Origin of the sequence: Longimonas halophila (genome assembly GCF_002554705.1) — a bacterium.
Lineage (GTDB): Bacteria > Bacteroidota > Rhodothermia > Rhodothermales > Salinibacteraceae > Longimonas > Longimonas halophila.
Genome location: NZ_PDEP01000006.1, coordinates 181,940 through 205,546, shown reverse-complemented (window position 1 = coordinate 205,546; position 23,607 = coordinate 181,940). Strand labels below are relative to the sequence as shown.

General features: G+C 60.7%; 18 protein-coding genes and 1 tRNA gene. 10 read left to right on the top strand and 9 right to left on the bottom strand.

The genetic code is table 11. The annotated features are described in order from the left end of the window. The first annotated feature begins 53 nt into the window (after window positions 1–53). Both CRI93_RS08105 and CRI93_RS08100 read left to right on the top strand, forming a co-directional pair. Complete coding sequence (locus CRI93_RS08105) at window positions 54–2,405, top strand: glutamine--tRNA ligase/YqeY domain fusion protein (RefSeq protein ID WP_176521762.1); 2,352 nt, start codon at window positions 54–56, stop codon at window positions 2,403–2,405. Between the two features lie 84 nt (window positions 2,406–2,489). Further along, window positions 2,490–2,978, top strand: a complete 489-nt coding sequence (locus CRI93_RS08100) for a hypothetical protein (RefSeq protein ID WP_141491624.1) — start codon at window positions 2,490–2,492, stop codon at window positions 2,976–2,978. Window positions 2,979–3,095: 117 nt separating this feature from the next. Here CRI93_RS08100 and CRI93_RS08095 read toward each other — a convergent pair whose 3' ends face one another. Then, window positions 3,096–4,211, bottom strand: coding sequence for a lamin tail domain-containing protein (locus CRI93_RS08095; RefSeq protein ID WP_098062117.1), 1,116 nt, complete (start codon window positions 4,209–4,211; stop codon window positions 3,096–3,098). Between the two features lie 123 nt (window positions 4,212–4,334). Here CRI93_RS08095 and CRI93_RS08090 point away from each other — a divergent pair, with 123 nt between their 5' ends. Both CRI93_RS08090 and CRI93_RS08085 read left to right on the top strand, forming a co-directional pair. Then, complete coding sequence (locus CRI93_RS08090) at window positions 4,335–5,084, top strand: methyltransferase domain-containing protein (RefSeq protein WP_098062116.1); 750 nt, start codon at window positions 4,335–4,337, stop codon at window positions 5,082–5,084. Window positions 5,085–5,331: 247 nt separating this feature from the next. After that, the gene (locus CRI93_RS08085) at window positions 5,332–6,447 is read left to right on the top strand and encodes an NAD(P)/FAD-dependent oxidoreductase (protein WP_098062115.1); all 1,116 of its coding nucleotides are present in this window, start codon (window positions 5,332–5,334) and stop codon (window positions 6,445–6,447) included. Here the strand turns inward: CRI93_RS08085 and CRI93_RS08080 are convergent. Beyond that, complete coding sequence (locus tag CRI93_RS08080) at window positions 6,374–7,366, bottom strand: L-threonylcarbamoyladenylate synthase (RefSeq protein WP_098062114.1); 993 nt, start codon at window positions 7,364–7,366, stop codon at window positions 6,374–6,376. The two genes, CRI93_RS08085 and CRI93_RS08080, sit on opposite strands and share 74 nt — an antisense overlap. 143 nt (window positions 7,367–7,509) lie before the next feature. Here CRI93_RS08080 and CRI93_RS08075 point away from each other — a divergent pair, with 143 nt between their 5' ends. After that, entirely contained in the window at window positions 7,510–8,091 is a 582-nt protein-coding gene (locus tag CRI93_RS08075; protein WP_098062113.1) for a YkvA family protein, read from the top strand. Between the two features lie 255 nt (window positions 8,092–8,346). Here CRI93_RS08075 and CRI93_RS08070 read toward each other — a convergent pair whose 3' ends face one another. Both CRI93_RS08070 and CRI93_RS08065 read right to left on the bottom strand, forming a co-directional pair. Further along, a complete protein-coding gene (locus tag CRI93_RS08070; RefSeq protein WP_098062112.1) occupies window positions 8,347–8,592 on the bottom strand; it encodes a ferredoxin in 246 nt (81 codons plus the stop codon). Window positions 8,593–8,758: 166 nt separating this feature from the next. Beyond that, on the bottom strand, window positions 8,759–10,774 hold the full coding sequence (locus tag CRI93_RS08065) for a CBS domain-containing protein (RefSeq protein WP_245850405.1): 2,016 nt from the start codon (window positions 10,772–10,774) through the stop codon (window positions 8,759–8,761). A gap of 64 nt (window positions 10,775–10,838) precedes the next feature. Between CRI93_RS08065 and lolB1 the strand changes: the two genes are divergently transcribed. From lolB1 to CRI93_RS08045, 4 genes are all read left to right on the top strand, one after another. Next, entirely contained in the window at window positions 10,839–11,759 is a 921-nt protein-coding gene (lolB1, locus tag CRI93_RS08060; protein WP_098062111.1) for a lipoprotein insertase outer membrane protein LolB1, read from the top strand. Window positions 11,760–11,802: 43 nt separating this feature from the next. After that, window positions 11,803–12,993 (top strand): murein hydrolase activator EnvC family protein, encoded by a 1,191-nt coding sequence (locus CRI93_RS08055; RefSeq protein WP_245850403.1) that lies wholly within the window; start codon window positions 11,803–11,805, stop codon window positions 12,991–12,993. Between the two features lie 161 nt (window positions 12,994–13,154). Then, entirely contained in the window at window positions 13,155–14,573 is a 1,419-nt protein-coding gene (gene lpdA, locus CRI93_RS08050) for a dihydrolipoyl dehydrogenase (protein WP_098062109.1), read from the top strand. Window positions 14,574–14,716: 143 nt separating this feature from the next. Next, entirely contained in the window at window positions 14,717–15,637 is a 921-nt protein-coding gene (locus CRI93_RS08045) for a GntR family transcriptional regulator (RefSeq protein WP_098062108.1), read from the top strand. A gap of 27 nt (window positions 15,638–15,664) precedes the next feature. Here the strand turns inward: CRI93_RS08045 and CRI93_RS08040 are convergent, their stop codons facing one another. The 5 genes from CRI93_RS08040 to CRI93_RS08020 all read right to left on the bottom strand — a co-directional run bounded on the left by CRI93_RS08040 (window position 15,665) and on the right by CRI93_RS08020 (window position 22,551). Further along, window positions 15,665–18,376, bottom strand: a complete 2,712-nt coding sequence (locus tag CRI93_RS08040; RefSeq protein ID WP_098062107.1) for an HD family phosphohydrolase — start codon at window positions 18,374–18,376, stop codon at window positions 15,665–15,667. Window positions 18,377–18,436: 60 nt separating this feature from the next. Then, window positions 18,437–20,551 (bottom strand): NAD-dependent DNA ligase LigA, encoded by a 2,115-nt coding sequence (gene ligA, locus CRI93_RS08035; RefSeq protein WP_098062106.1) that lies wholly within the window; start codon window positions 20,549–20,551, stop codon window positions 18,437–18,439. Between the two features lie 116 nt (window positions 20,552–20,667). Next, window positions 20,668–21,714 (bottom strand): helix-turn-helix domain-containing protein, encoded by a 1,047-nt coding sequence (locus tag CRI93_RS08030; protein WP_098062105.1) that lies wholly within the window; start codon window positions 21,712–21,714, stop codon window positions 20,668–20,670. Between the two features lie 275 nt (window positions 21,715–21,989). After that, window positions 21,990–22,067, bottom strand: a tRNA-Pro gene (locus CRI93_RS08025). 166 nt (window positions 22,068–22,233) lie between these two features. Then, window positions 22,234–22,551, bottom strand: coding sequence for a MerR family transcriptional regulator (locus tag CRI93_RS08020; protein ID WP_098062104.1), 318 nt, complete (start codon window positions 22,549–22,551; stop codon window positions 22,234–22,236). Window positions 22,552–22,683: 132 nt separating this feature from the next. On the opposite strand from CRI93_RS08020, the gene CRI93_RS08015 reads away from it, so the two are divergent. Then, entirely contained in the window at window positions 22,684–23,604 is a 921-nt protein-coding gene (locus CRI93_RS08015; RefSeq protein WP_098062103.1) for a DMT family transporter, read from the top strand. Window positions 23,605–23,607 lie beyond the last annotated feature (3 nt).

Below are 23,607 nucleotides of genomic sequence, written 5' to 3'. Positions count from 1 at the left end.
CTCCTACGTACCTCTCCCTATCGTATCTGCCAACCCAACCCGGCGAATCCCCCGTGAGCGACGACTCTGCCCTGCCGCCCGCCACTAACTTCATCCGCGAAATCATCAACGACGACTTGCGTGCTGGTCGGCACGGCAATCGGGTCGTTACGCGATTTCCGCCCGAGCCCAATGGCTACCCGCACCTGGGTCACGCGAAGTCCATCTGCCTCAATTTCGGCATTGCCGAGGACTACGCTGATGTGGCTGATACGCGCTGCCATCTGCGCTTCGACGACACCAACCCCGAAACCGAGAGTGAGGAATACGTCAACGCCATCAAAGAGGCCGTGCAGTGGCTGGGCTACGACTGGGACGCCCACTGCTACCACGCCGCCGACTACTTCGAGCAGTTCTACGACTTCGCTGTACAGCTGGTTGAGCAGGGGGATGCGTATGTCGATAGCCAGACCGAAGAAGAGATTCGCGAACACCGGGGCACCGTCAACGAGCCGGGCACGCCGAGTCCGTACCGCGACCGCTCGGTCGAAGAGAACCTGGACCTGCTTCAGCGTATGCGCGAGGGCGAGTTCGACGACGGCGAGCACGTACTACGGGCCAAGATCGACATGGCCTCGCCACACATGATTATGCGCGATCCGCTGCTGCTGCGCATCAAACACGCCCACCACTACCGGCGTGGCGACGACTGGTGCCTCTACCCGATGTACGACTTTGCGCATCCGCTGGAGGACGCCATCGAAGACATCACGCACTCGCTCTGCACGCTGGAGTTCGACAACAACCGCCGCGTGTACGACTGGCTCCTGGAGCGCTGCTTGCCTGAGGAGGAGCACGAGAGCCGCCCGCATCAGTACGAGTTTTCGCGGCTGAACGTGGGCTACACCGTCATGAGCAAGCGGAAGCTGCTTCAGCTCGTGGAGCGCGGCGATGTGGCGGGCTGGGACGACCCGCGCCTGCCTACGCTGGCGGGGCTGCGTCGCCGTGGCGTGCCGCCAGCTGCCATTCGGGCATTCTGTGACGATGTGGGCGTAACCCGCACCGAAAGCCGCGTGCAGATTAGCCGCTTCGAGCATGCCATCCGCGACACGCTTAACACCACCGCGCCCCGCGTGATGGCCGTCGTGGATCCACTCAAAGTGGTCCTCACCAACTACTCCGCCGACGATACCACGTGGATGGACCTGCCCTCGTGGCCGCACGACATCGACAACGAAGGCAGCCGCCGCGTGCCCTTTTCGCGGACGCTCTATATTGAGCGCGACGACTTCCGCGAGGATCCGCCCGAAGACTTTTACCGCCTGTCGCCCGGTACGGCCGTGCGCCTCCGCAACAGCTACGTGATCACCTGCGAGCGCGTAGTACGCAATGACGACGGCACCGTCAAAGAACTGCACTGCACCTACGATCCGACCACGAAGGGCAACGTCGACCCTGTTGACGGTCCCACGCCGAAGGGTGTTATCCACTGGGTGGATGCGCAGGCCGGGATTCCTTTTGAGGCGCGCCTCTACGACCGCCTCTTCACGGTGCCCGCCCCCGACGGCGGCGACGAAGACTTTAAGACGCACCTAAATCCCGATTCGCTTCAGGTGCACGAAGGGGTCGTGGAGCCGAGCATCTTAGATAACCCTGATACCCAGCGCTACCAGTTTGAGCGCGTGGGCTACTTCTGGCAAGATCCCGAAGACTCGACCCGCGACGCGCTGGTCTTCAACCAGATTGTGCCGCTGCGCGACCGCTGGGCCGATGACGGCGACACGGTCGATCTGGAGGCGGAACGCAAAGCCAAAGAGAAGGCCAAGCGCAAGCAGCGCGAGCGGTCGATTGCCGCGCAGCGCGACCCCGCCGAGCAGCTCTCTGAGGCTGAGCGCGCGGTGTACGAGCAGTATCACCGCGAACTGGGCCTCACGCGCGACGGCGCTGCCTTGCTCGCTGGCGATGAGCCGCTGCGTACGTTTTTCCAAACAGCACTCGATCATTACGACGCACCGCAGGCCATAGCCAACTGGATCGTGAACGAACTGCAAGCCGCTCGTAAAGACCAGTCGCTGATTGACTTGCCGTTCGATGCAGCACAGTTTGCCGATCTGGTTCGTCTGGTGGATACCGAGGTCATCACCAACCGCGCAGCGCGCGACATCTTCGGACGCATGATGGCCGAGGGCGGCGATCCAGCTGCTATTGTGGAAGAAGAGGGCCTGGAGCAGATCGACGATGCCGATGCGCTACGCGAGGCCGCCCAGCAGGTGATCGACGACAACCCCGACGAAGCGACCCGCTTCCGCAACGGCGAGCAGCAGCTCATGGGCTTCTTCATGGGGCAGATCATGCGCGCCACGAACGGCTCCGCCGATCCGCAAGAGGCCCAGGCGGCGCTGCGCGAGGTGCTGTCGGACGCATAACAGGTTGCTTGACCTGTGTACCATGAATCCTCATGGAGCTTCATGGTATACGCACACGGACCTGATCAAAAGATTTGGCCTGCTATGCCGATCGACACCCTGAAAGCTTCAAAGCGGCTCAAGGCACTTGGCTTCACCGAAGAGCAAGCGGAAGGCATTGCTGAACTCCTAAATGACACGGATGCGGCCTCTGCTACGAAAGACGATCTCTACGCGCTGGAGAGTCGTCTTGATGAGCGCTTCGAGCGCATCGATGAGCGGTTTGGGTTCGTCGATGAGCGGTTCGATCGCATTGATGAGCGGTTCGATCACATTGATAATCACATTGATAAACGCTTCGGGCGCGTCGATGAGCGGTTTGAACAGATTGATTCGCGCTTCGAACAGATTGATGACCGATTCGACGCGCTTCAAGCAGATATCAACGAGCGCTTTGAACTTCAGTCCACTCGTATTGATGAGCGCTTCAACGCCCAGCACGCCGAGTTCAAAAACTACGTTACCTCGCGTGTGGCATGGGCCGCAGGACTGCTTGCACTGTATATCACGCTTGCGAATTATCTGATGGGGTAAACGACTTCGGCATCCCCAAATAGCCCCAACACACACTGCCCCGACGGAGGACTTCCTCCATCGGGGCAGTTTCTATTTTGTAGAAGCGGGATGCACCGCCTCAAGCCGCATGCATCGTTAGCGCACAACGGTGATGCGCTCGGTTTGCCGTACGGAGTCGCCGTTCGCACGCACGAAGTACATGCCACTGGACAGGCGGTCTGTGTCGAGTGTGAGGCGCAGCACGTCATCCGCGCTAACCCGGCCGCTGTGGAGCGTTTCGACGCGCTGCCCCAGTACGTTATAGAGCGCGACCGTCATGTCGCCGGACTGTTCGGGCTGAATCGTGAGTTCGGTCGCCATTCCTGACTGCACCGGGTTCGGGCCCGTAAGGCGCATCAGGTTGCCCTGGTTTACCTCAACAGTTATCGGTTCGTGCAGCGCATCCGTACCATCCAGATCAATTTGGCGGAGGCGGAAGGTGTGCGTGCCTGCGTCGAGCGCATCGGTGCTAAAGCGATAGGACTGTGGCGTATCGGTGGTGCCATGACCCTCCACAAAACCGAGCGTGCGGAAGCTGGACGCCCCAGGCGCTTTGTGCTGGATGTCGAACCCGGCATTGTTGGTCTCCGACAGCGTCTCCCACTGCAGCTGCGCCTGCGTGCCGCTTACCTGGGCGGTGAAGGTGGCCAGTTCGACGGGGAGCGGTGTACCATCAACTTGGCGACCCGGAGAAAACGCATCAGTGCTCACCGTGGTGTGCTGTACGAATGCCCCAGTAAACTCGGGACTACGCACCAACGATTGGTCGTCGCTTCCTTCGCTTCCGTAGTTGTGACTATCAACGGTTCCACCTGATCCATCGCTGAGCGTAACCGTGTCCCCTCCGTTGTTCAGACCAAGCGCGCCGCTGGACGCGGTTTGAACAACGCCGGGAATTCCTGTTGGCGTGCCGCCGCCGAACACCGTCAGCCCTTCACCTGCATCGAGCGTGGTACCGCTTGGGATAGTATGACGTAGACCGGTCTCATCGTCGATTGTATATCCGCTCAGGTCGACTGCCGAACTTCCATTGTTATAGATCTCAACGAATTCGTCATCCGCAAAATCACGGGTTCCATCGCCATTGGCATCGCCCGCAGCCCCGGTAGCGGGATCGGCCAGAATTTCGTTAATCACAATCTGTCCAGACGCAGGCACCGCTATGGTGAATGCAAACACAAAACTCAACACGCTCAGTATCACTTTTCGCATACAAACCACCTTGTTTATTTATTACATGCTTATGAACACGCACTTAAGATCAGAATAGGACCGCACGAAAGCAAATCGAATCTGTTATCTCTCCATTACGAGGCATCTGTGTGCCCGCTTTCCATGCCCACCTGGCCCTCTTTTGACACCCGCGCCGTCCACGAGCCCGAGATCATGGATGACTTTTCGGTGACCGACGAGCGCCTCACGGTCGCGCTGCGCGACATCCGCGTTACGAACCGGCTGCTGGGCGGATACGGCCCCTCGCATCGTGCCATTCGGGCACTGCTCACTGGCAATGGTCCACACCGCGTGTTGGATCTGGGCAGCGGCAGTGCCGACTATCCGGCGCACCTGGTGCAGTGGGCGGATGCCCAGGATCTCGACATCCGCGTGGATGCGCTCGAAGCGAACGTCGTCACCGCTCGCCACGCCCGGTCGTATCTCGCCCGCACGCTGCCGCCCCGGCTCCGCTCCCGCGTGCGGGTCATCTGTGCCGATGTGTTCGATTACGCGCCCCACGACACGGCGTATGACATCGCCCATGCCGGACTCTTCCTGCACCACTTTCCAGATGACGACCTCGTTCGCCTGTTGGGGCGGATACGCACGCTCTGCCCGCACGGACTCGTGATCAACGACCTCCACCGGCACCCGCTGGCGTACGCAAGCATCTGGCTCCTGGCCCGGCTGCTGCCGACCTCGCCGATGTATCAGCACGACGCTCCGCTTTCGGTGCGCCGCGCGTTTACGCAAGACGAACTCATGCGCGTTGTACACGAGGCCGGGTACACGTCGGCTCAGATTCGCTGGCACTGGGCCTTTCGGTGGGTGGTACAGGCGCATCCGACCGCGCCCGAACTACCCGCGTAGTGCTCTGTCAAAGATCAATGGTTGGGTTGCTCACGTGAATGATTGTCATGGAAGGTCACAAAAGATCCCGGATCAGCGGCGCCAGGGGCGCCTTGTCTGGGATGACTATAAAGTGGGAAATCCATACGTTGACACAGCAGTAGCGCCAGGCATTCGTAACAATGTCGGTGCCCCGGAATGCGATGCCGTGCCCTGCATATAACATGCAGCATATGTATTCCCATAGCACACTGCAAAGTAAACTGCGATGATAGATGTTGCCGTTATCGGTGGCGGGCTGGCCGGGTGTAGCGTAGCCGTTCAGATGGCCCAGGCCGGACACGAGGTCATTGTGTTCGAGGCCGGGTCGTATCCGCGCCACAAGCTCTGCGGCGAGTTTCTCTCGCCCGAGGCGCAGTCCTCGCTTGACCGGCTGGGCGTGCGCGCCGATCTGGAAGCGTACCACCCGCCGCGCATCAACCAGTCGGTAGTGACGGCCCCCGGCGGGGCAACCGACACCGTGGCGCTTCCTGCTGCTGCGTGGGGCATTAGCCGATACGTGCTGGATGCGCTGCTGGCCCAGCAGGCCGAATCTGCAGGAGCTACCGTGCGCACCGGCTGCCGCGTCTCTAACATCGAAGGTACGCTCGACACGGGCTTTACAGTGACGCACGCGCAGGGTACGACCGAAGCGCGCACGGTCGTTGGGGCATGGGGAAAACACGGCATCCCCGACCGCACGATGGGCCGCAGCGACCTCACGGAGCCCGACCCCGTGGTGGCATTTAAAGCGCATTACGAAGGCGAGATGCCCCCTGTCATTGACATTCACGCATTTCCAGGGGGATACTGCGGCTGTTCGCCTGTCGAAGAGGGGCGCTTCAACGTCTGCTGGATTGGCCGCCGCGATGCGCTAAAGCATGCCGGCTCCCCCCAAGGCATGATCCAAGCCGCAGCCGATGCCAATCCGCATCTGGCCGGGCGCTTGCAGCAAGGCACGCGCTGCACCGACTTCTGCGCCGTCAGCCAGGTTACGCTGGATACGAAAGGCCCGCTGCACCGAGATGTGTGCATGGTGGGCGACACCGCCGCGATGATCGCCCCACTCTGCGGCGATGGCATGGCCATGGCGCTGCATGCAGCCGATGTGCTGGCTCCGCACCTGCATCGGTTCCTGGCAGGGCAGCAGGCGGCTGCCACGCTCCGCACGCGCTATGCTGCGGACTGGCACGACGCGTTTGATGCACGCTTGCAGTGGGGACGGGTGGTACACCGCGTGGCGTTTCGTCCGGGTGTGGCGCGGGCTGTAGTTACGGGGCTTCGTCTGCTTCCGCCGCTGCATCGCTGGGTGTTTCGCCAGACGCGTGGCCCGCTGCCCGCCTGAGACGATCCATGAGCGCCCGGCCCAGCCCTGTAGGCTCAACCGGTTCGCACACAATGCGCGCCAGATCCTCCGCATCGAACTGACGCAGTGCGGCGTATAGGCGCGCGGCGTAATCGGGGAGGTCGCGCGCCAGCACCACATGGCCCCAGGAGCCGGACTGCGTGGGCGCGTTGAGGCCAAGAAAAGCGGCCTCGGCACCGGGCACAGCTTCTGCAGCGGATGCCAGTTCTACGGTGGCGTCTGGAGCATAGTGGCGGTGGCGCGTGCCGGGGCTTCGCTTCTCCTGCTCGACCGAGTCGGCGATGGTCAGATCCGGCACCACGCGCCGTGCCTCCTCCACCGATACTGCCCCCGGACGCAACACAACCGGCGGACGGGTCGTGGTGTCGATCACGGTCGATTCGATACCGGTAGGCGACTGCGGCCCGATGAGAATGCCGCGAATCCGCCCGTCCAAATCATAACGCACGGCCTCCCACGTCGTGGGGCTGGGTCGTCCCGACTGGTTGGCAGAGGGGGCCGCCACGGGCACCGCACACGCTGTCAAGAATGCCTGGGCTACGGGGAGCGACGGAATGCGCACGCCCACGGTGTCGAGTCCCGCTGTGGTTACCTCGGGCACGTCATCGCGCTTGTGCACCACACAGGTGAGGGGACCGGGACTGAACGCGCGCAGCAGGGCCCATGCCGCACTCGACAGATTTTGCGCGACCTGTTCGACCTGTTCGACCGAAGCCACATGCACAATCAGCGGATTGTCGGCGGGGCGACCTTTGGCTTCGAAGATTTTTGCTACGGCATCGGCATTGAGCGCATTGGCTCCCAGCCCATATACCGTTTCGGTAGGAAACGCTACACAGTCGCCTGCACGGAGCCAGCGGGCGGCTTTTTCGGGATCGTCAGTGCGTTGGGTAATCATACAATGCGGTAGACGTAAGGAAACCGGTGCGAACTCCATTGCAGGCTGTGCATCAAAGATACGAGGCGTTCCCAGATGTTTCGCGGGGCGGCTCTATTCCCATCGTGCGTGCTTTTGTTCTTTGCCTAACCTCATGCTCCATAATGCCTGATCCAACCGAATCGTCCTCGCCCGGCTCCCCATCCAACGGCTCTACTGAAGCATCTGAGACGGCAGAATCGCCCGATACGGATGCAGCGCCTGAATCCGACCACGACGATGCTTCAGACGCCCAATCGTCGCAAACCTCTCAGCAAACATCGGAGCAGCCCTCCCTGACCGATGCCTTTAGCGAAGCAGCCCAAGAGGTGCTCGAAAAGCGCTTGCGCTGGGTGGGCGTGCTGCGCAAGGCCGTGCAGCGGCTGGGCGAAGATGATTCTGTACCCGCTGTGCTCGCACGCGACATCGCAACGCTCTTCCGGATGGTGCGGGCCTGGCGCAAGGGCACGTACGCCCACTTTCCGTGGCGCTCAGTGGGGGTCATCACACTGGCGGTGCTCTACTTCCTGCTGATGGGCCGCTCCTCGGGCGGACGCTCGCTCGCTGGGCTCGGTATTATCGATGACACGGCTATTCTTGCGTTTGTGGTGCGTACAACCCACAACGAGCTTGCGCGCTTTCGTACGTGGGAAAACCAGCACACCGAGACAGATGCCACGGAGTCGCCGTCCGATGACGAGGCGTAGCCGCCTGTCCTCCGCATCCCTCTTAACCCGCAGCATATTGCGTTCGATTTATGGAGATTGCCGACTCGCCGCTCTGGTACGTGTTGATTTTGGTACTTGGTATTGGCACCGGGCTTGTCATTGCCTGGCTACGCCGTAGTAACGGCCAGGCTTGACGCACGCCCTGCCGCTTTGCTACACAAAAACGGCCTCAGTGCCTGGCAGATGCCAGCATTGAGGCCGCTTGTGTTGGGGAAGCGCTTTGTTTACAACTTCTTACGGTACAATTTGCTCATCGCCATCGTACACGAGCAGAGCGTCGACCGGACAGATCTGGCACGACTCCACGAGGCGGCTTGCGTCGATGCTGTCATCGACCTCGTCTTTGAAGTCCACAATCGCATCTTGCCGAATGGTGAAAACCTCGGGAGCCAGGTTCACACAGTTGCCGGAGCCAATGCACAGGCTGCGGTCGATGTGAACCTCCAGCCCATTGATGGTTTGTGTTCGAATGTCTGACATACAGAATGGGAAGCAATGCACAGGATTGATCGGATGGTGCGCGGCGCTCCAGTGATGCGGCGTTGCGGCACGCATTTGAGCACCTGCGCACCGCATAACACCTACCGCGCACTTGGCACGTTCCACCCGAACGGATGCGTAACATAAGGGCTCTGCCAGCATCCGTCTATGACTCAGACGCCGATTTCGAGGCATCACCGGCAATCTTAACGTTGGAGTCGTCAGTACCGTTGGTATCGTCATCGTCGAGCAGGTTATGGGCCACATCCATGAACTCGCGCTCGGTGATGATGCCCACGAGCTGGCCTTCGCGCACGACGGGGAGCGCCCCGATCTGCTTCTCGCGCATCAGGCGCACGGCCTCCAGCGTAGGCATGTCAGGTGCCACTGAAATGGGATCCTGCTTCATAATGGACCCGATGGGCGTATCATCACTCTCGGTACCGTCACGCTCGGCCATGTGGCGCAGCAAACGCCGGTGGCTGATGATGCCTACGAGGTGGTGATTTTCGTCTTCAATGAGCACATGGCGCAGGTGCTGCCAGTCCATCATACACGCTACAAACTCGACCGACTCTTGCTCATGAACGGTCATCAGGTCGGTGTTCATGTAGTCTTCGACCCGTGTTTCGCGGATGTGCCCTGGCGTGTAGGCTTCACCCAGCGAAGCGAGCGTCCAAGTGTGCACCGGTTCGCCCTCAATCTGACGCTGCACCATACCGCGTGTTACACCACTTAGGCGCTCGGTACGCGTGCCGCCGTTCATAGCCGCCAGCGAGTCGAGTTGCCACTGCGAACCCGTCTGCCCGGAGGCCACACGCGCCTCGATAATCCCCAGGTAGCGGTCGATGTCGTCGGTGCTGATCCCCGACTTGTCGAGCCCATCACGAGCCATAGGCAGCAGCGTTTCGAGCAAGAGCGAACGCGCCGGACGCTTCGAGCCGTCGATCCAGCTAAACTGTGAGGCCAGTCCATGGCGGGCGGCCGCAATGAAGTTGTGGTGGGCATCATCAAAGTCCATGACCTCGGCCACATCGTGGTAATGCTCGGCCATGCCGGTCACGAGGCCATACCAGAGCACCGCGTTCGCCATCTCGTCGGCCACGGTTGGCCCCGACGGCAAGATACGGTTTTCGATACGCAAGTGCGGCTTGCCATCCGTAATACCATAGCAGGCGCGGTTCCAGCGGTACACGGTGCCGTTGTGTAGCTGCAGCGCACTCAGGTTGGGGATGCGCCCTTCATCGAGCTGCTGCAGCGGGTTGTCCTCAAACTCGGTGGACAGCAGCACCCGAAAGCGCGAAATGTCCTCCTTGAAAATTTCGGTGACAGACTCTTGCACCCACTGGCTGCCAAAGTGCACGCGCGGACTCATTTCGCGCAGGTAGAGGTTGCTCGACCGCGTGTCTACGGCCTGCTGGAAGAGCGCGATGCGCGTTTCACGCCACAGGCGTTTGCCAAAGAGCAGAGGCGAGTTGGTGGAAGCGGCCAGGCACGGGGCGGCCACCGCCTGCGCAATGTTGTAGAAGCGCGGAAACTCATCGGGGGTCACCTGAAAGTGGGTCTGGAAGCTGGTATTGCAGCCCTCCAGCATGATCGAGTCGTGCTTTACGAAGAGCTCGTCGAGGCCGCGAATCTGATACCGCCCCGCCCCACCGCGCAGCCGCGTAATCGCATCGTTAAGCGCGTAGTAGCGCGGTTTCGGCGTCATGAAGTCCATCGAGAAGTTGGCCAGATGCGCCGTGGGTAAGATGCCCACCAAGATCGGCTCAGCCCCCTCTTCGCGAGCCAGCGTACGCACATCCGCAAGAAGGTCATCGGTGGCGGCTTCCATCGTGCTAAAGCAGTCGCCGCCATACACCAGCGGATCCATGTTAAACTCCGCATTGAACTTCGTAAGCTCCGTTACGATGCGCGGGTCGGTGTTGCGCTCCATGATTCCTTCGATGACGGGCGCTGCCTCGCCCCGATGATCTACGAGAAACAGCTCCTGCTCAGCGCCAATGCGCCGCGTATCCGTTTCGAACATCTCCTCATCGAGCATGCGTTCCAGCGCACGCACATCGTGGATAAGGCGCCGCGCAAAGTCGCGTAAGCGGCGGGGATCGCGCTCTTCACTCACATTCTGTTCGCCCATAACATTAATGTACTTGGTGTACTGCGGGTATAAGGAGTTATACATGAAGATTTAGTATACGAACGACACATGCCTTGCGCAAGCAGTCCGGCAGGCGCAAGGTCCACGTATGCGGGTACGGAACACCAGGGGCCGTGCGTTATGCCTGTGCCGCACGCCCACCCCGGCGCTATCTGCCAGGGTGCTATGCCGTTCATATATTGCTCACACGTTGTTCGCCGCCATGCGTAGTGCACTCCAGTGTTCCCCATTCCGTGGGGTTGGTATCGTAATCGGAATACTCGCCAGCCTGCTGCTGCTTTCGGCATGTGGCAGTAGCGCCCCCGTTGTTGAGGAAACCGCTATGCCCGATGCCTTTCCCAACCATACACATGCCGACATCCAACGCGCCGTGCAGGGCCATACCGACACGCTCACCGCATTTGAGGGCGACCTCCGCATGAACCTGAACAGCCCCATGCGCGATGAGCGCTTTCGTGCTACGCTGCGCCAGCGGCGGGCCGACTCGCTCTGGATGAACGTACGGGGGCCGCTTGGCATTAATGCAGCGCGCATGCTCGTTACCCGCGACAGCTTCTACGTGCACAACCGTATCGACAACGAGTTAGCTGCGGGTCCGGTCGAGGCGGCGCAGCAGGTGCTGCCTGTTCCCATGTCGAGCGAGCGGCTGTTTCAGAACCTGCTGGGTCTGCTTGTGCCTCCGAACGGCCCCGACTGGTCGATGCGGGCCGATAGTACCCTGTACCACATAGAAGATGAGGCAGGGCGCTACACCTATTCGGTGGATCCCTCTATTTGGCGCGTGGTTCGGTATGTTGAGCGCGCCGAAGACGGTACCGTTGTGGATGAGCGCACATTTACCGATCATACACGGGTAGCGGGCGTACTGCTTCCTACCCGCATCGTGCTGCGCCGTCCGAATGAGGGGGTGCATGCACTCATGACATACCGCTCGATCACGCTCACGCCCAAATCGCTTTCGTTTCCGTTCGATGTACCTGCCGATGTGCAACGCGTTGCGCTTCCATAGCTCTCCTGGCTCCTCGTTGGACCTCGCGTACTGGGTTGCGGGGATGGCCGCTCTCTTGCTACTGGCCGCCCTGACCGCGCCCGCACATGCGCAGTCGGCTCAGGAAGAGCGTGAAGAGACCGAGGCACGCCTTGAAGCCCTCCGCACGCAGATCAACCGCGACCAAGAGCGGCTCCGCACTACCGAGCGCGAGGCCAACGTCACCCGTGAGCGTCTCGACGAACTGAATCGCGAAATTGCACTACGTCAGGAGCTTGTGGATACCTATGAGCGCCGCCTTCGGCAATTGCAGCAGCAACAGCGGCAGGCTCGCGACACACTCCAAACGCTCGATGCAGCGCGCTCAGAACTCGTTGCCGAATACAAATCCCGCGCCGACCACGCCTACCGCTACGGGCGCCTGCACGACCTGGCGCTCATCCTGTCGTCGAAGTCCATCAACCAGATGATTGTACGCGTGCGATACCTGCGCCAGTTCGCAGCCCAGCGACGCTCGCGGCGTAGCGCCATTCAGGATGCCCAGGCCACCATTGAGGCGCAACAAGAAGAACTGGCGGCCTCGCAACGCGAAACACAGCAGCTCCTTACCGACGCCCGCTCCGAACGCAACCGCCTGCAAGGCCTGCGCCGCGACCGTCGCCAGGTCGTTAACGAGCTACGTGCGGAGCAGTCGGCCCTGCGCGAGGAGATTGAGCGCAAGCAGGAATCGGTACAAGAGCTGCAAGACCAAATCGAAGCGCTCATTGCTGAGGCCGATGCCGAATCACAGGGCACGGGCCGCACGGGCACGCTCTCGGACGCCGCCTACGAGCGGCTGTCTGAGTCGTTTGCCGAGAATGAGGGGCGGTTGCCATGGCCGGTAGAGGGCGCAATCACCGAAGGCTACGGCAACCAGGTGGACCCCGTGCACGGCACCACGACCAACAACCCCGGCATCACCATTGCCACCAATCCGCGCGATCCGGTACACAGCGTGTTCGACGGCAGCGTGAGCGGCATCGACTTCGTACCCGGCTTTGGCACGTACCTGGTCATCCGTCACGGCGACTTCCTGTCGGTGTACAGTAACCTGTCGGAGCTTGACGTATCAATGGGCGAGTCCGTCAGCGCGGGAGAACGGGTGGGGTGGGCCGGCACCGAAAACGAACCGCGCGGGGCCGGGGTGTTCTTCGCTATTTTCGACATGGAATCGAACGCCTCCAACGATCCGACGCAGTGGCTCCGCAGCCGGTAGATCCTCCCCTCCCCAATTCACACAAGATTGGGCCCTGTTGTCTGCGCACTGGTGGGAACGGAGCCCACCGTCTCGTATGTTGAACGTGTTGGCCCGATGGGCTGCGCTATCGACCTTGGAATGTTTCGCATACTGTTTCGCATCAATCTTTTATTGTGTCCATGGCTACCCATTATGATTGCATTGTGATCGGGACCGGACCGGGCGGCTACGAAACCGCCATCCGCGCCTCGCAACTCGACATGAAAACAGCGGTGATTGAGAAAAACAAACTCGGCGGCGTGTGTCTCAACGTCGGCTGCATCCCGACCAAAGCGCTGCTAAAAAGCGCCGAGGTCATGGCGCAGGCCGAGCATCTGTCGGACTATGGCCTGGAGCTCGACGGCACCGTGACGCCCAACTTTGCCAAGGTCATCGAGCGGAGCCGCAACACGGCCAACAAGATGAACAAGGGCGTGCAGTATCTCATGAACAAGAACAACATCGACGTTATCCAGGGGCACGGACGCCTCACCGATCCGAATACGGTGGAGGTCTCCCCGTCGGTCACGATGGATGGCGAAGAAGTGGGCGAGGAAACGACGGTTACGGGCGATACGGTGATTATTGCCACCGGGGCCCGCGCTCGCGAAATTCCCCCGCTGCCCATTGATGGCGAGAAGGTCATCTCGTACAAAGAGGCCATGCTCCAAACCGAGCAGCCCGACCGCCTGCTCGTAGTTGGCGCGGGCGCCATCGGCGTGGAGTTTGCCTACTTCTATCATCACATGGGCACTGAGGTCACCATCGTAGAGGTTGAAGACCACCTCGTACCGGTGGAAGATGAGGAGGTCTCGCGCGTACTGGAGCGCTCGTACAAGAAGAAAGGCATCAACGTAATGACCGGCGCCATGCTGCAAGGCGTTGAAGAGCACAACGGGGAGCTGCGGGCCGAAATCCAGGTCGGCGACGACACCGAATATGTTGAGTGCGATCAGGTGCTCTCGGCAGTAGGCGTAACGGGTAACATTGAGGATCTTGGCCTCGAAGAGCTCGGCATCGAAACCGAAAACTCGTACATTACGATCGACGAGTACGGCGAAACGACCGTTGACGGCGTCTACGCTATTGGCGACGTGGCGGGCGGCCCCTGGCTTGCCCACAAGGCCAGCCACGAAGGCACCACCTGCGTGGAGCACATTGCCGGGCACGACGTGCAGCCGATCAACTTCGACAACATTCCGGGCTGTACTTACTGCCAGCCACAGATCGCGTCGGTAGGATACACCGAGGCCGAAGCCAAAGAAGCCGGCTACGACATCCGCGTCGGCAAATTCCCGTTCTCGGCCTCAGGTAAAGCCGCTGCGCTGGGCCACACCGAAGGATTTGCCAAAGTCATCTTCGACAAGAAGTATGGCGAATTCTTAGGCTGTCACATTGTGGGCAACGAAGCCACCGAGCTTATTGCGGAAGTGGTGGTAGCACGCAAGCTCGAAACCACTGGGCACGAGATCATGGAGGCGATCCATCCGCACCCCACGCTCTCCGAAGCCATCATGGAGGCCACGCATGTTGCATACGACCAGCCCATGAACATATAGGCGCCCCGCTGCGCTTCTCCTGTTCTATGCAACGCCCGTTTCCGTGCGGCGTGTGTCTCCTGTAAATGAAGACGCACACTGCGGAGGCGGGCGTTTTGCGTTCCCCCGCTTGCTCGTGTCCCTTCGCTTATGTTGCCTTCCGCATGCTTACCATAGACCGCTCGGCGTCCACCTCTGTACACGACCAGCTTGTGAAGCAGCTGCGCTACCAGATTGCTCGCGGCGAGTATGCGGTCGACGATGCGCTTCCGTCTACGCGCCGCCTGGCCGACCAGCTCGACATCTCGTTCCACACCGTCCGCAAAGCCTACAACACGCTCAAAGAAGACGGCCTGCTCACCTCTAAGGTCGGCAGCGGATACACCGTTCAAGAGCGACGCCCGCTCGACAAGGCCGAACGTATGGAGCGTGGCGCCCACGTCATGCACAGCGCACTGCAGCAGCTCATTGGACTGGGCTGCACCGAGCCCGAAATCGAGGCCATTATGCAGGAACAGGTGGCCCAGCTCGACTATGTCGGGTTCGACCGCAAGCTGCTCGTGGCCGGTCCGCATCCCGAAATCAACGCGCTCTGGGCCGATCAGGTGAGCAAGCGCATCCAGCAGCCGGTGCGCGCCTGTACGCTCGACGCACTCGCCCGCCATGCCGATGCCGACTTCGTGTTTACGCCCTACGACCACCTGCATGAGGCGCGCGCCCAGGTGCCCCGGGCCGATGTGCTTGGCTTCGTCACCCATCTTCCGCAAGATGTGCTCGATCGCGTTACCCGGTTGGCGGAGCGGAGCACCGTCGGACTCGTTACACAGCGTCCCAGCAGCATCAGCCCGCTTGCCACGCTGCTCCGCCAGCATCCGGCCTTTCACGGCCAGGTCATTGCGGCTTCGATCGACGCGGGCACCGATCACCTACGCAGCTTCCTTGACGAGGTCGACTGCGTGCTCTACACGCCTGCAAGCAAACGCCGCGTGCGCAGCCACCTGGGTCCTCACCAATCGAACGGCCTGCTGCGCGTGCTAATTAGCACCGATTCGTTGGATGCAATAGCAGCGGCGGTTCCGGCGTAATCGGTTCCGCGCCGCCCTACTGATGCCCTATTCAGGCTTGCCGGGCGTCTCGGAGGCACCGGCTGTGCCTGCTCCATCATTCGACTCGGCCCCCGACGGCTCTGATGCCGAGTCTGCATTTTCTTCAGCAGGGTTGTCCGTCTCTGGGTCGGCCTCGGCGCGGCTGGTGGGTACCACCACCGGCATCCCGCTCAAGTCGGGCGCCCCGTTGCCTCCGTTGTAGGCCGAGGCCTCCTCCGTTTCAGGACGCAGCATGAGCGAGCGCCGTTCGCCCGGAAGCAAGGGAAGCGGCTTAGCATCGACACTGGCTTCGAACCAGCCGTCTTCGCTCCACACGACCGACACGTCGGCAGGCACGTTAAAGTCGATCGGAGCAATCCACGGCTCTTCGGGCGGAGCGCCCCCCTCCTCTTCCTGGCCGGGATACTTCACGCGGCTGTGGTACACTCCCACCAACAGCGACATAAACTTGTCTTTGATAGCTCCAATCTCCTTAAACGTAAGATTGGTATCATCCAGCTGCCCCGTTTCGATGTGACGCTGAAAGATGCTTTCCACCAGCTTCCGCAGATTATTCTCGGTGGGCTCGTCGAGACTGCGGCACGCGGCTTCGACCGAGTCGGCCAGTAGGAGAATACCAGTTTCCTTGGAGAACGGACGCGGCCCCGGATAGCGGTAATCTGCTGCGTTCACCTGCGACTCATCGCCATCGGCATTTTTGAGCGCCTGCTGATAGAAGTACTCTACGCGTGCCGTCCCATGATGCGTAGCAATGAACTGCAGCACGCGGTCGGGCAGGTTTTCCTCTTTACCCATCTTCAGGCCCTGCTTTACGTGCCGTGTAATGAACATCGCGCTGATGCGAGGCGTCTGGTTGTCATGTGGATTCTGCCCGCCGCGCTGGTTCTCCACAAACTGTGCAGGCTTAATCATTTTGCCAATGTCGTGGTAGAACGCCCCTACGCGCACCAGCAGCCCATTGGCTCCGACTTTCTCGGCGGCGGCCTCCGCCAAGTTCGCCACCTGCATCGAGTGGTTGAATGTACCGGGTGCCTCCAGGCTCAGCCGCTTCAAGAGCGGGCGGTTCGTATCCGACAGCTCCAGCAATGTCAGGTCGGTGGTGATGCCAAAGGTGCGCTCAATGACCCACAGCACCGGCTGCACCACGATTGTGAAGGATGCCCCAACGGCGGCAAAGATAAGGTCATCGCCCAAACGGGTCGAAGGCGTGCCCAGAAACAGCCAGGTGCCGCAAATAATCAACGCGTATCCGACCAACACCAGCGCCGCACTCAGGAAAAACTGTCCGCGATTTTTGATGTCGCGCACACTAAAGATGCCCAGCATGCCGCCAATAAACGCGGCCATGGCATACTGCAGGTTCATGCCCATCATCTGCCCCCCTAAAAACGCAAGCACCAGGGTGGCAAAAAGAGCCGTGCGGGCGCTGAATACAATAGCAAGCGTAACCGAGATAAGCGCCACCGGTACGGCATACAGGTCCAGCCATGGCGCTCGAATTGCAACACCGAACAGCCCAACCACTACGCCAAAGAGAATGACCATGAGCGCAATGAGCCCGTTCTCGGCCCAGATGTCGGGGCGGATAAGGTAGATATAGAAGAAGAAAAAGAAGAAGGTGACGAGCACCAGAATGAGTTCGCCTGAGATCTGCCGCCACATGATGGTCGTAGCAGCCCGCTGATTCTTCTCGCGCTCCAGCGACGTTAGCTTCTGCTTGATCTCTGAGGTAACGCGCTCGCCCTGCTGCACCACCACCTCGCCACGCTCTACACCGCCTGAAATAGGCGACACGTTCTGGGCCCGCTGCGTACGCCGCTCGCGCGTTTCCTGGGCCATGTGCTCGTAGACCGGCTGAAACGTATCGCGGAAGAACGCAAAGGCGATCTGCGCCGCGTCGGGGCGGTCCTCGAACCGGTCACGCAACTGCTCATCGGCCCGGCGAAAGGCTTCAGGCATCCCCACAAGTCGGTCTACCGAAATGCGGCGCTGGATGCGCTCCTCCTCGTTGCGCACAATGACATGATCGGTGTAGACCGAGTCGAGCGGAATATCGATGACGCCACGGCGTTGCAGCACTTCGGTAACCTCGGCGACGGCCTGCATAATTCGCCGGTCGAGCCGCTCGGTGGCAGGCGGCGCCCGTGTGGTATCCGACAGACTCGGAATCTGCGCAATCGCGTTTTCAGTGAGCACGTCCCACTGCTCTGGACTCAGCGTAACGCGCGTGTTACGGCGCAGCTGAATGTAGCGCAGTGAGTCGGCTTCGGCTTGTTCATCATTCCCGCGTATGCGTTGGTAGCGCGAAGTGGTGTAGGCGTCGAGCACCTTGTTCACCTGCTGCTGCACCGTATCGCGATAGGCTCGGCTAACCTGCTCCGGATTTAGAATTTCCTCAAAGTACGGGGGGGTGGTGCGGCGGGCCTGCTCACGTTCACGCTCTACACTATCAGTGTCCTTGTAAATGGGAAAGTTAAACGGGGCCACCAGCGTGGGCTGGCGCCACGTATCGCCCACCTGCACCGTGTACTCAAACACCTCACCTCGCGGAAACGCAGCGAGCGTAGCGGCCACCAACACCACAAACAGCACCGTACGTACGGTCACGTCCCGCCAGTACGTGTCTTCGGCGACGTTGCGCTTGCCGCTTTCCAAGTCGGTGCCTACAGGGGTCGCACCTTTGGGACGCAACCCGAGCCGTTCCAGCCACTTTTTCATACCAATACGAGGAAACCGGTCAAATAGAGCCAGGCAGCGTTGTACGGCCTGCGTTCTGCATCAGTCCGATGCAGCCCCTGAACGAGACGCATCGCCCAACAGATCCAACAGCCCCGATTCATCCAGAACAGGCACGCCACGCGCCTCGGCATCGTCGTACTTCGAGCCGGGGTTCTCGCCCGCCACCAGGTAGTCGGTGTTGCCGCTTACACTCGACGTAACGCGCCCGCCGGCCTGCTCAATACGCTTGGTGGCCTCGCGGCGCGTAAGGGAGGGCAGCGCCCCTGTGAGCACGAACGTGAGGCCGTCGAGCGGCTGCTCATCGGCAGGCTCTTCTTCAGGTAGCCGCTCGGTGTTCACGCCCACCTCACGCAACGCATCCACCAGTGCACGGTTGTCGTTGACCGCAAACCAGTCGTAGATGCTCTCGGCAATCACCGGCCCAATGCCGTCGATGGCTTCCAGTTCTTCGACCGACTGCTCGGCCAGCACCTCCATCGAGGGCACGGCGGATACGACTTGCTCTGCCACCGTGCGGCCCACATGCCGAATCCCTAACGCAAACACCAGACGACTGAGCGGACGCTCTTTCGAGGCGGCAATGGCATCCACAAGATTCTGGGCACTTTTTTCGGCAAAGCCCTCCAGCGAGATCAGGTCATCTGTGGTGAGGCGGTATAGGTCGTCAAGCTGCTGTACGCGCTCGGTATCCACCAACTGCGCTGCCACACGCTCGCCCAGCCCCTCAATGTCCATTGCGTTACGGCTTACGAAGTGCTCCACCAGCCGCTTGAATTGCGCCGGGCATTCGGTATTCAGGCAATAGACATCGGCCTCGTCGGGCAGGCGCACCAGCTCCGAATTGCACACCGGGCAGCGCTCGGGAAACGTCCACGGCTCATTCTGCCCGGTGCGCGCTTCGACCACGGGACGTACCACCTGCGGAATGACGTCGCCCGCGCGCTTCACCACCACGGTATCGCCAATGCGGATGTCGCGCTCGGCAATGTAGTCTTCGTTATGCAGCGTAGCCTGCGACACGGTGACGCCACCGATTCCCACCGGCTCAAGCACCGCTTCAGGCTTCACCACGCCCGTGCGTCCTACGTTGACCTCAATGTCGATCAGGGTGGTGGTGGCCTCACGGGCTGGAAACTTGAAGGCCACGGCCCAGCGCGGGGCATTGGCAATCGCACCCAATTCCTCCTGGTAGTCGTGCCGGTCGATTTTGAGCACCACGCCGTCGATCTCGTAGTCAAGCGACTCGCGCTGCTCCACCCAGCCGGTGCAGAAGTCTACAGCTGCTTCAATGTCGTCAAACCGCGTCCAGTGCGGGTTCATGGGCAGACCGTAGGACTCCAGCTGCTCCAACACCGTGCTGTGGGTATCGGGCACGGGGCCGTTGGTAGGGCCCTGGCCGTAGGTAAAGAAGCTCAGCGGACGCCGGGCTGTTACGCTCGGGTCGAGCTGGCGCAGGCTCCCAGCGGCAGCGTTGCGCGGATTGGCAAACGGCTGTTCGTCTTCGTTGCGCAGCCGGTCGTTGAGCGCCTCAAACTCGCTCTTGCGCATGAACACCTCGCCGCGCACTTCCATCGACGCAGGCGCCTCATGCTCGCCGTTCAGTGCAAGCGGGATGCGGCGGATGGTGCGCACGTTGCGGGTAATGTTCTCGCCCTGCTCACCGTTGCCCCGCGTGGCGGCCAGGGTCAGCTCGCCGTCGGTATAAGTCAGCGCCACGGCCAGCCCATCAATCTTGAGTTCGGCTACGACAGCCGGCGTGGTATCACCAAACGCATCCGCCAGGCCCCGCTGGCAGCGGGCGTACCACTCGCGCACATCGCCTGCGTCGAAGGCGTTCGAGAGCGAAAGAAGGGGTTCGGGATGCGTGTGCTTCTCAAACGCATCGAGCGGGTCGAACCCAACACGCTGCGTAGGTGAATCGTCGCGCTGCAGGGCCGGAAAGCGCGCCTCGATGCGCTGTAGCGCCTGAAACAGACGGTCGTACTCGGAGTCGGGAATGAGCGGGTCGTCGTGGCGGTAGTAGCGCTCGTCGTGGGCGCGCACCACCGGAACGAGCGCTTCATAGAGCGCTTCGGCAGTCTCGCGGGTCAGATTATCCCACGACAGGTTGTCGAGCCGCTCTTGCACAGAGCGCGTAGAGGCAAGGGTATCCATGAAGCAAGACAGAAAACGAGTTGGGGGATGCGATGGGGCCCTCCGGTACCAGATGTGCATGCGCACCATAAACGATGCGCAGCTTGTACGTAGAAGAGCTACGTGTGCGCAAGGAGTTAGGGAATGCGAAGCGTGTCCGCCGCGGCCGGAAGGTTGTTTGCGGGCGTTTCGCGCGTGGTATCGGCCCACGCCTCCAGGCTGCTGCGCGTGAGCACGCGCTGTCCCTGATCGTTGAGAGGCTCGACCGGCATCGGATACTCGTTGACGAAGAACTGGAACTGATCCAGCTCCTCTTCGATGACAATGCGGTCAGCGAACGGCAGCACAACCGCGTCTCCTTCTTCAATCCAGTACGGACGGCGCAAGTCATCGTCGCGCTGTACACGCACACCGTTTACATTACCGTTGGCCGCATAGAACGTGGCGTAGAGGGTATCGCCCAGTACAGGTGGAGGCGGCCCAGCCGGCTCCTCGTTGGCAGCAGTGGTGTCGGGCGGCGGGGCAGGCGCTTCCGTTTCGTCGGCTGGAGGCATAGGCTCTTCCGCAGCCCCATTCCACTGCATCACCCCCCAAACCACCCCGCCGAGCAGGAGCACCAGAACGCCCGCGAGCACAAGCAGCGGCGTCATCGTGCTTCCGTCTGATGCTGCCGTCGAAGCCTGGTCCGATGATGTGGCCTCGTCTGATTCGGCATCGGTGGTATCCTCAATCCCCGACCAGCGGCGTCCAGCGTTTTCGGGAAGGGTAGACGAGGACGCTTCCTCGTCAAAGGCCGACGTACCAAGCGGAGCAGACGCCTTGTCCGTAGCTTCGCCCCCCTCGTCGTCATCGGGCCAAGCAATGGAACGCGGCTCTTCGCCAAGCTCCTCAACTGCAAGCTCATTCGTATAACGGTTGGCCTGGGCCAGCTTGATACACTCCAACACGCGGCTCGCGGGCGTAATGCCCACGTGGCGCGCATACGACTTTGCCAGAGAACGCAGGTAAACCGGATTAAATGATTCCCGGTCGAACAGCGCGCCCGACTCAAAGTCTGCGAGCACGTCTTTTGACACACGGGTGGCTTCGCGAATGTCGGCCAGCGACACGTCGCGAGTTTCGCGGATGCGCTTCAGATCCGCCAGGAATCGCTGCATGGAAGCTTCGGGCGAAGTGTCGTTCATGCGACGGCAGCTCAGGGATACGTCAGCGGGTGGGGGAACGGGTGTCTCTATCCGAAGACTTCTGTCGGAGGCTGTGCCCACTCAGTCGGGTCAGCGTCTGATTGGAACGAAGCTCTGGAAGTCCAGGATTCATGAAGTCTGGGACTCATTGGGATCATAAAAAACGTCGCCTCCAGCACAAATGCCAGAAACGACGTGGGCCGAACACAATATTTCAGATGCGTGGGCGCTGGCCATGGCCAGCGTGTTACGGCATACTCATTCTCAACAGTAAATGGTCGGGACACCCGGATTTGAACCGGGGACCTCCGCTCCCCCAGAGCGGCGCGCTAACCGGGCTGCGCCATGTCCCGAATGCTATGCCCTCATAGTAAAAGGAGTAGCTGTAGGTTCCGCAAGTCATTCACGGAAAACGGACGCGAATGCCGGTGTATGCGTGTCGATGCGCATCTCTCCCCACCCCAACAACGCATCCGCGTAGTTTTCACAGGTCCATAGTTCTTACAAGGCACGCTGGTGCTACGAAGCTCGCAGTTCGCTCTGCATCTCAACCAGGAAGGCTCGAAGCTTACGCAAGCGCTGGGCCAGTGCCCTCCGTTGTTCATCATGCTGCAAGGCTTGCCGGGCCCCCGCAATGGTGTACTTTTCGTCTTTAAGGAGCTCCTGAATGCGCCGTGCTGTAGCTACGTCGCTTGCACGATAGCGGCGCTGCCCACCTTCGTCTTTAACAGGCTGCAAAGCGTCGAATTCGGTTTCCCAGTATCGAAGGACATGCTCCTCAACGCCAAGTTCGCTGCTTACCTCGGACAAGGCGTATGTGGGTTGCTCGTTATCCATAAAGATAAAGCCTTTAACAGACGAAGCGCGGAAGTGTACTGGTTCTCAACGATTGTTCAAGCCTATGCATCAACGGTTTGCAAGTTGCGAGGTACGATCACATGTTCGTCTTCTCCGACTCTCCTGCTGGTTATGGCTCCCTCGTCCGATACCCGCTCTTGGCTTGCTGATGCATCGCTGATCAGCGTGGTGTTCATCTGGGGAGCCAACTTTCCCATCTTGAAAGCTGCACTGACGGTTATGCATCCGTTTGTGCTGAACATTTTTCGGTTTAGTATTTCAGTGGCGTTGCTGGGCGGCATCTACCTGTGGCGCCGTGGCGACCGCTCGTTCTGGGCGCCCATGCGCTCGCACGGCTGGTCTATTGTGGGGCTGGGGCTGGCGGGCTATTTCGTCTACCAGGTGCTATTCATTGTCAGTGTGAACAACACAACCGCCGGAAGCGCAGCCCTCATTATGGCGGGCGCTCCGCTGTGGACCGCGCTCATTGGCCGCCTTTCGGGACTGGAGGTGCTCCGGGGTCTGGCCTGGGTTGGGCTGTTTATCTCGTTGGCAGGCACCGCGCTCGTTATCTTGGATGGGGCCACCAACACCGCGCTTACCGAAAGTTCGCTCTTTGGCAATACAATGATGCTCATTGGAGCCGTGGTATGGGGCGGATTTACCACATATAACAAGGCGATTGTCCACGACGTGTCGCCGCTGGGCGTTACGTTCTTTGGCCTCCTTGTGGCGCTACCCTTACTCGTTGGGCTGGGCATTCCGTACTGGAGCACGGTGCAGTGGACCGAGGTAGATGCCTGGGTCTGGTGGGCCATCTTGTACTCAGGAGCGCTCTCTACGGGCATCGCCTTCTTAATCTGGAACAACGCGGTGAAGACCGTAGGTCCCTCCAACACAGCTGTCTACAATAACCTGGTGCCGTTTGTGGCGGTATTGGGCGGCGCCTGGTTTCTCGGAGAGTCGGTTACTACGCTTCAACTCCTGGGCGGTGCGCTCATCATCGGCGGGGTGGTGTGGATGCGTAGGGTCCGCCAGCGGCGCACTGTGTAGCAT